The 5,603-nt window shown below is 57.1% G+C and carries 1 protein-coding gene and 3 pseudogenes; all 4 read left to right on the forward strand.

The genetic code is table 11. The features are described 5' to 3' along the window. Positions 1-9 precede the first annotated feature (9 nt). Entirely contained in the window at positions 10-4,080 is a 4,071-nt protein-coding gene (locus AC0KUR_RS37590; protein WP_473377360.1) for a C80 family cysteine peptidase, read from the forward strand. A gap of 247 nt (positions 4,081-4,327) precedes the next feature. Next, a pseudogene (locus AC0KUR_RS37595) lies at positions 4,328-4,561 on the forward strand (IS21 family transposase); the annotation flags it as partial. 142 nt (positions 4,562-4,703) lie between these two features. Continuing rightward, a pseudogene (locus AC0KUR_RS37600) lies at positions 4,704-4,856 on the forward strand (transposase domain-containing protein); the annotation flags it as partial. A gap of 40 nt (positions 4,857-4,896) precedes the next feature. Beyond that, a pseudogene (locus AC0KUR_RS37605) lies at positions 4,897-5,490 on the forward strand (plasmid pRiA4b ORF-3 family protein); the annotation flags it as partial. Between the last annotated feature and the right edge of the window lie 113 nt (positions 5,491-5,603).

Below are 5,603 nucleotides of genomic sequence, written 5' to 3' on the forward strand. Positions count from 1 at the left end.
ACGACGGTGGTGAACGACAGCCATAGCGCGACGCAGGTGGGGCTGTTCCTGGCGAACGGGACGTCGCAGTACACCTTCCCGGTGAATGCGGCTGGGGCGCACGCGCAGGAAGAGCAGGCGGAGGCGAAGGTTGCAGAAGGGGCAGAAGCGCCGGGACAGGGGCATGCGGCCAAGGCTGGCGAACCGGACCTTGATGGTCATGCACGCAGTGGTGCACAAGGCCCGGTGCCGGAGACCGCCGATCAAATGCCGGCTCAGGCGCGAGCCACGGTGGCGGATGTCGGCACCGGAGCGCTGAACGAAGCTGCTCGTCCAGATACGGCAGTACAGCTGGCTCATGAAGGTAGCGCGGATAGTTCGCCGCCCATTGCGCAGGCAGGCGGGCACGAAGTATCGCCCGGCGAGCAAGGATCGGGTAACAGTCGTGTGGCAGTGCATTCGGAGGCGGGTGATATTACGCCGAGGTCGCAGCAGGTGGCGGCGGATAACGTGCGGAGCGGCCAGCAGGAAACGCGACCGACCGTGGTGGAACCACAGGGCGAGGCTGCGGTATCGAGCGGCCCGGTAACCCACGAGCATGCACAAGTTGAGTCGCGGGGCGAGGCTGAACGCCCGTCTGGACAACTGTCGAGTGCTTCTTCTGAATCATCGGTCGATGCCGTCGAATCAACAAATCTCACGCAAGAAGCGGCGCAACGAGATATATCGGTCATGCGGCAAGTAAGTACAAAGACCGACGGCGTGGAGTTAGCACAGCCGCAGATGTCAAAACAGTCGTCTTCGGCGTTGTTGGTGAATTTGCATCCAGGCGATCCAGTGGTCAACAAAGCAGTGGAGCATCTGGCAGCGCGTCGCGCCGATACGACCGTGGTTCAAGTGACGCCGCAAGGTGAGTTCCAAACGCTGCGGGGTGACCTGAGCAAGGCTCAAGGACCACTGGACCTAACTCTGGTGGGGCATGGCAACGTGCTGGACCCGAAACAGGTGGCACGCCAGATAGACGATCTGAGCGCCATCACACATCAGCCTATTGAGCAAGTTGGGATAACCGCGTGCGAGAGCTGTGGCGTAGCCAAGCAGGTGGCCGATCATCTGGCGCAGTTAGGGCACGAAGATGCACCGGTGAGCGGATATGACACGCCGATTCGTGTCGACAGCACTGGGGAAATCGTAGCAACCCACTCGCGTGATCCCGAGGCGCTAATGGCACCCCCAAAGAAATCGGGCGGGAATAAAAATGCTAAGCCGCAGGTAACAAGTGAGATTACGACGGACAGCGGTGGTGGTGCGTTGACGCAGACGTCAAGCCGTTCCGACCGAGCTGTTGTGGCCGCTGTAATGGAGGGTGACGCCGTCTACGGGCCGGATGGAGAGCTGAACGACTCGGTTACCCGTAAGAAATCAACTAATGAGAGCTCGTTTGTAGATGCCTCCAGTCATCAGTATGCAGAAATGGAATCGAGAGCTTCAACGAATCCAGAGAACCTGGATTCGGATAAAGACGGATATGCGAAGCAAAGTAAAAACCCGAGAAGGGTTGACGTGGCTGAGAAGCAAAAAACACCTGATGCACAGGCTGCGACGACTGACACGGAACAAGGATTAGTTGCCAGTATTAATGATGACCTGAATTCAGAAGCAAGAATCGAAACGAGGGAGGGGGTGTCCCCGCAATCGGAAAATTTGCTTTATCAAATTAAGCCGCGGCGCGATGGGCAGGGTTCACAAACCAAGACCGGGTCGATCACTGCGATCAACCCGCTCGGCGGGTTGTCGTACTTCCACTACGATAACCGGACAGGCATCGAGAAAGTCAGCGACACGCAATATGAACGCAAGATGCCGGTGACCCTCAATCGTGATCAAGGGCAACGCCTTCAAGCGAATCTCGACAAGTGGCTGAAATCCGGAAAGTTCTCCGAATCTGGCCTTTCGCGGCTCAAGACCGCAGCAACGGACGGCAACGGTTTTCTCGAGACGCTTGAAATGGCCGGCGTTCCGCGAGCGACTGTTCTGGAAGCTGAAAATGATTCGACAGTCAACGCGCTGGAAATAACTACTCTTAAGCAAATGATTACTTTTCCCACGCGACTGATTCCAACGGTAGTGGGGGCGAACGTTGGCGCTCCTATACGCGCGGTGGGACATTTCGGCGTCTCGGTCAGCACAGAACCGATGAGCGTGCTCGCGAGTGGCGGAAAGGTCGATCCTGTACCTGCTACGTACACGAAGGATCAGCTACTTACGATGAAAAAGCTCGAGAAGCGAAATCAGGCGGATGTGAAGGCGTTTGAGAAACGGGAGGCCGAGAAGGCCGAGAAGGCCGAGAAGACCGAGAAGACCGAGAAGACCGAGAAGACCGAGAAGACCGAGAAGACCGAGAAGACCGGGAAGACCGGGAAGACCGAGAAGACCGAGAAGACCGAGAAGACCGAGGAGACCGAGGAGACCGAGGAGACCAAGAAGGCCGAGACTATGAAGGGCGCGCTTGACCGGCTCTATCAGACCAGCAGCAAAGAGCTCGACGCGGCAAAAATAGATCCCGAAAAGCCAACAAAATCCCGGCTAGCAATTGAACTCGTCCAGGCGGCGATGACCGAATTCACGGACTCAGGTGTCAAATTTGGTTTAGCTGCAGCAGGCGCGCCGGGCGCAGCGCTTCAGTCATGGTCGCTTATCGGTTATCCATATGCGGACGCGCTTCTTGCGATGACACTTGCACAGTACGATCGATATAACATCGTGAGGCGGATGACGAGCATGTATGCAGCTGGTATTTCTGAAATCGAGGTAAAGTCTCAAGCGGCGACCGAGGTTAGAGCTCCGTTCGACACTGTTTCTGAGACACAGGCACTCGTGAATCGAATCGCCCGGTTTGCACAGGATCGATATTACAGTACCGATCAAGGTAATTTTCAGCGCCGTTTGGACAATGTATTCGAACCGGAAATCAGGTATCTAGGTAGCTCGTTGTTGGCAGGGAAGGCGAAAGAGGCAAAGTATGCGCTCTTGGCGAGCGCATACTCGAATAAAGAGCGAGGTGTTATGGAAACACTCTTTAAGAAGTCTGAGGAGTTGTCACGGTTGGAAAGCGATATTCTCGACAACGCTATGAAGAAGGCGGCATTTGATCAGGATCGTCTGAAGCAGCTGCAATCATTGCTGAATTCGGGAAAAGGCCGATTATCGGCTTCAACCGAAGAGATGCTTTGGCTCGTCAATTCCTACCATGACTCGTTGCTTCGCCAGATGGTCTTACCGGACCGCACAAGCCGTACGACAATCGATGCCATCAAGGAAGTGATCGCGGACACCGTAAGCAGGAGCAACGGCGCTGCTGTGGAAAACCTGATCGGCGTCTCAGAAAAAACGCAATATCAGAGTACGGCCGCTGTCTACCTCAATGCGTTGTCGGCAATCGATTTAGGTCGCTACACGGGCTTGCAGGCCGACGCCACGATTAAAAAGAAAATGATCGAACGGAACGAGCTGTTGAAGGCTTTGCAAAGCCTTGACGCGACGCTGAACAAGCTGCAGTCCGCAGAAGGACGGGGAAATTTCGAAGTTGGCCCGGACATTAGGGCGGCTGGAGAAAAATATCGGAGAAAGGCCTACGCGTTAAAGGCCAGCAATGATGCGCTGACTACTCGTCTCGAGCAGTATCAATCGGATGTCGTGGCCTATCAAAATGGTCAACCAAGCAAAATCAAGCAAGGAGGCGACGTTTGGAAAGCGATTGTGTCAGGAAAATCCGGCCTTGGGATTGCATACAAAAACTATTTCAAGTACGGCATCTTAACCAGTGCTGTCAAGAAGCTGCCGCTGCTGACAGCTATGTTTGCAGCTTATCTGCCGATCGGCACATGGTCCGGATTGACCGATGCGCTGGGGAATTCGAATGCGACAGAAGCCGAGCGGGCCGCGGCATGGGGGGCAGAAGCCGGACTGACTTTCGGAACGACGGGGTACTTGGTTGCGTCTTTGGTTCCGCTCTACATTGATGCTGCCAATCGCATTCAGGTGTTTGGCTTTAACGGGTCGCGACCGCTGGTGCAGCGCAATCCGGCGTTGTTACATTGATCAGGCTTGAGGATGAAGTGGTGCCTCTGTTCATGATCTCAGACGATGCGCACGGATTGCGGTGGGTGTCCGCTCCATGTGCGCGCGGTGCGCCGCCGGCATGTGCTCGGCCACGGTGGTGTACTTGCCTGTCAGCTCGGATAGATACTCCGTAAGCGCCCGAGCAGCACCGTAGTGCGGGTTGTTGACGACGGAGATTCGCGAAGCTATCAGATTGGCTCTACACGGGCAGTAGACGGCAGCGACGGTGGCGCGGCTTCGACCGATTCTGCGTCGCCAGGGAAACAGCCTCCGGGACATCGCGGTCGAGACCGGTATGGCATTCAACACGATCAGGAATTATCTGGAATCGGGTCCGCCGCTGCGTAAGGCCAGTCAGCCTGTCGCCGGCAAGCTTGCGCCGTTCAAAGGGTATCTGCAGGAACGCGTTGAAGCAGCGAAGCCGGAGTGGATTCCGGCGGCGGTGCTCAGTAAGCACCTCGCGACGGCCGTCCGCGACACGGCGCCCGCGTGAGGCATGATCGCGCATCGGACTACCTGGTTGTCACTGGCTGGCAATCAATCAGTAGACGCCGATGGGTCAGCCTGCTGAGGCAGGGGGAGTATCTATCCGACGCTGACATGCGGCGGCAATCTACAGTCTGATCGGTACGGCCAAGCTCAACGGCCTCGATCCCGATGCGTATCTGCGCGCCGTACTCACGCGCATCGCGGACCATCCGAGCAACCGGGTCGAAGACCTGCTGCCATGGAACATGACCACCCTGGCATCGTAAGGCGATAATGCCGCTGGCTTCCCGTTCACCCGGAGATCAGATGGCGAAATCGTTCCAGCGCTTTACCCTGCACGTGCAGCTTCAACACATCGAGCCGCCCATCTGGCGCAGGATCGAGGTCGAAGGAACCGAGTCGCTGCGCAAGCTGCACCATATCCTGCAGGCGGCCTTCGGCTGGGAAGACACCCATCTGCACGACTTCCTGATCGACGGCATGACCTACGCCATGTTCGAGGTCGACGACGTGCTCGACTTCGCCGACCCGGGCACGAGCGCCGATGACCGGAAGGTTCGACTGCAGAAGGTCCTGAAACCTGGCTCGCGCTTCCTCTACCGGTACGACTTCGGAGACGGCTGGGATCATGCCATCGTCGTTGAGAAAGTGGAAACCATTGAGAGCGAACCGTGGGGCGCGGCCCAGGTCATTGATGGTGCCCGCGCGTGCCCGCCAGAGGATGTGGGCGGCCCGCATGGCTACGAAGCGTTCCTGAACGCGCTATGCAACGATCCGAATAGCGAAGAGGCTGACCATTACCGAAACTGGGTCGGCCCCGGCTTCGATGCCGAGCTGTTCGATCTGCGTGCTGCCAATGCCACGCTGCTACGCATGGCTTCCAATCGTTGGGGAAACCGGTGTCAGCGTCGGATAGATACTCCCCACTTTCGTCGAAGTAATTTTCCCCAGTTTTTTATACGACGGCGCCGCAGTAGCGGCGCCGTCCTGTCGATCGCTGACCATATTGCCCT

It is taken from the genome of Burkholderia sp. YHN3-13 (genome assembly GCF_055810675.1).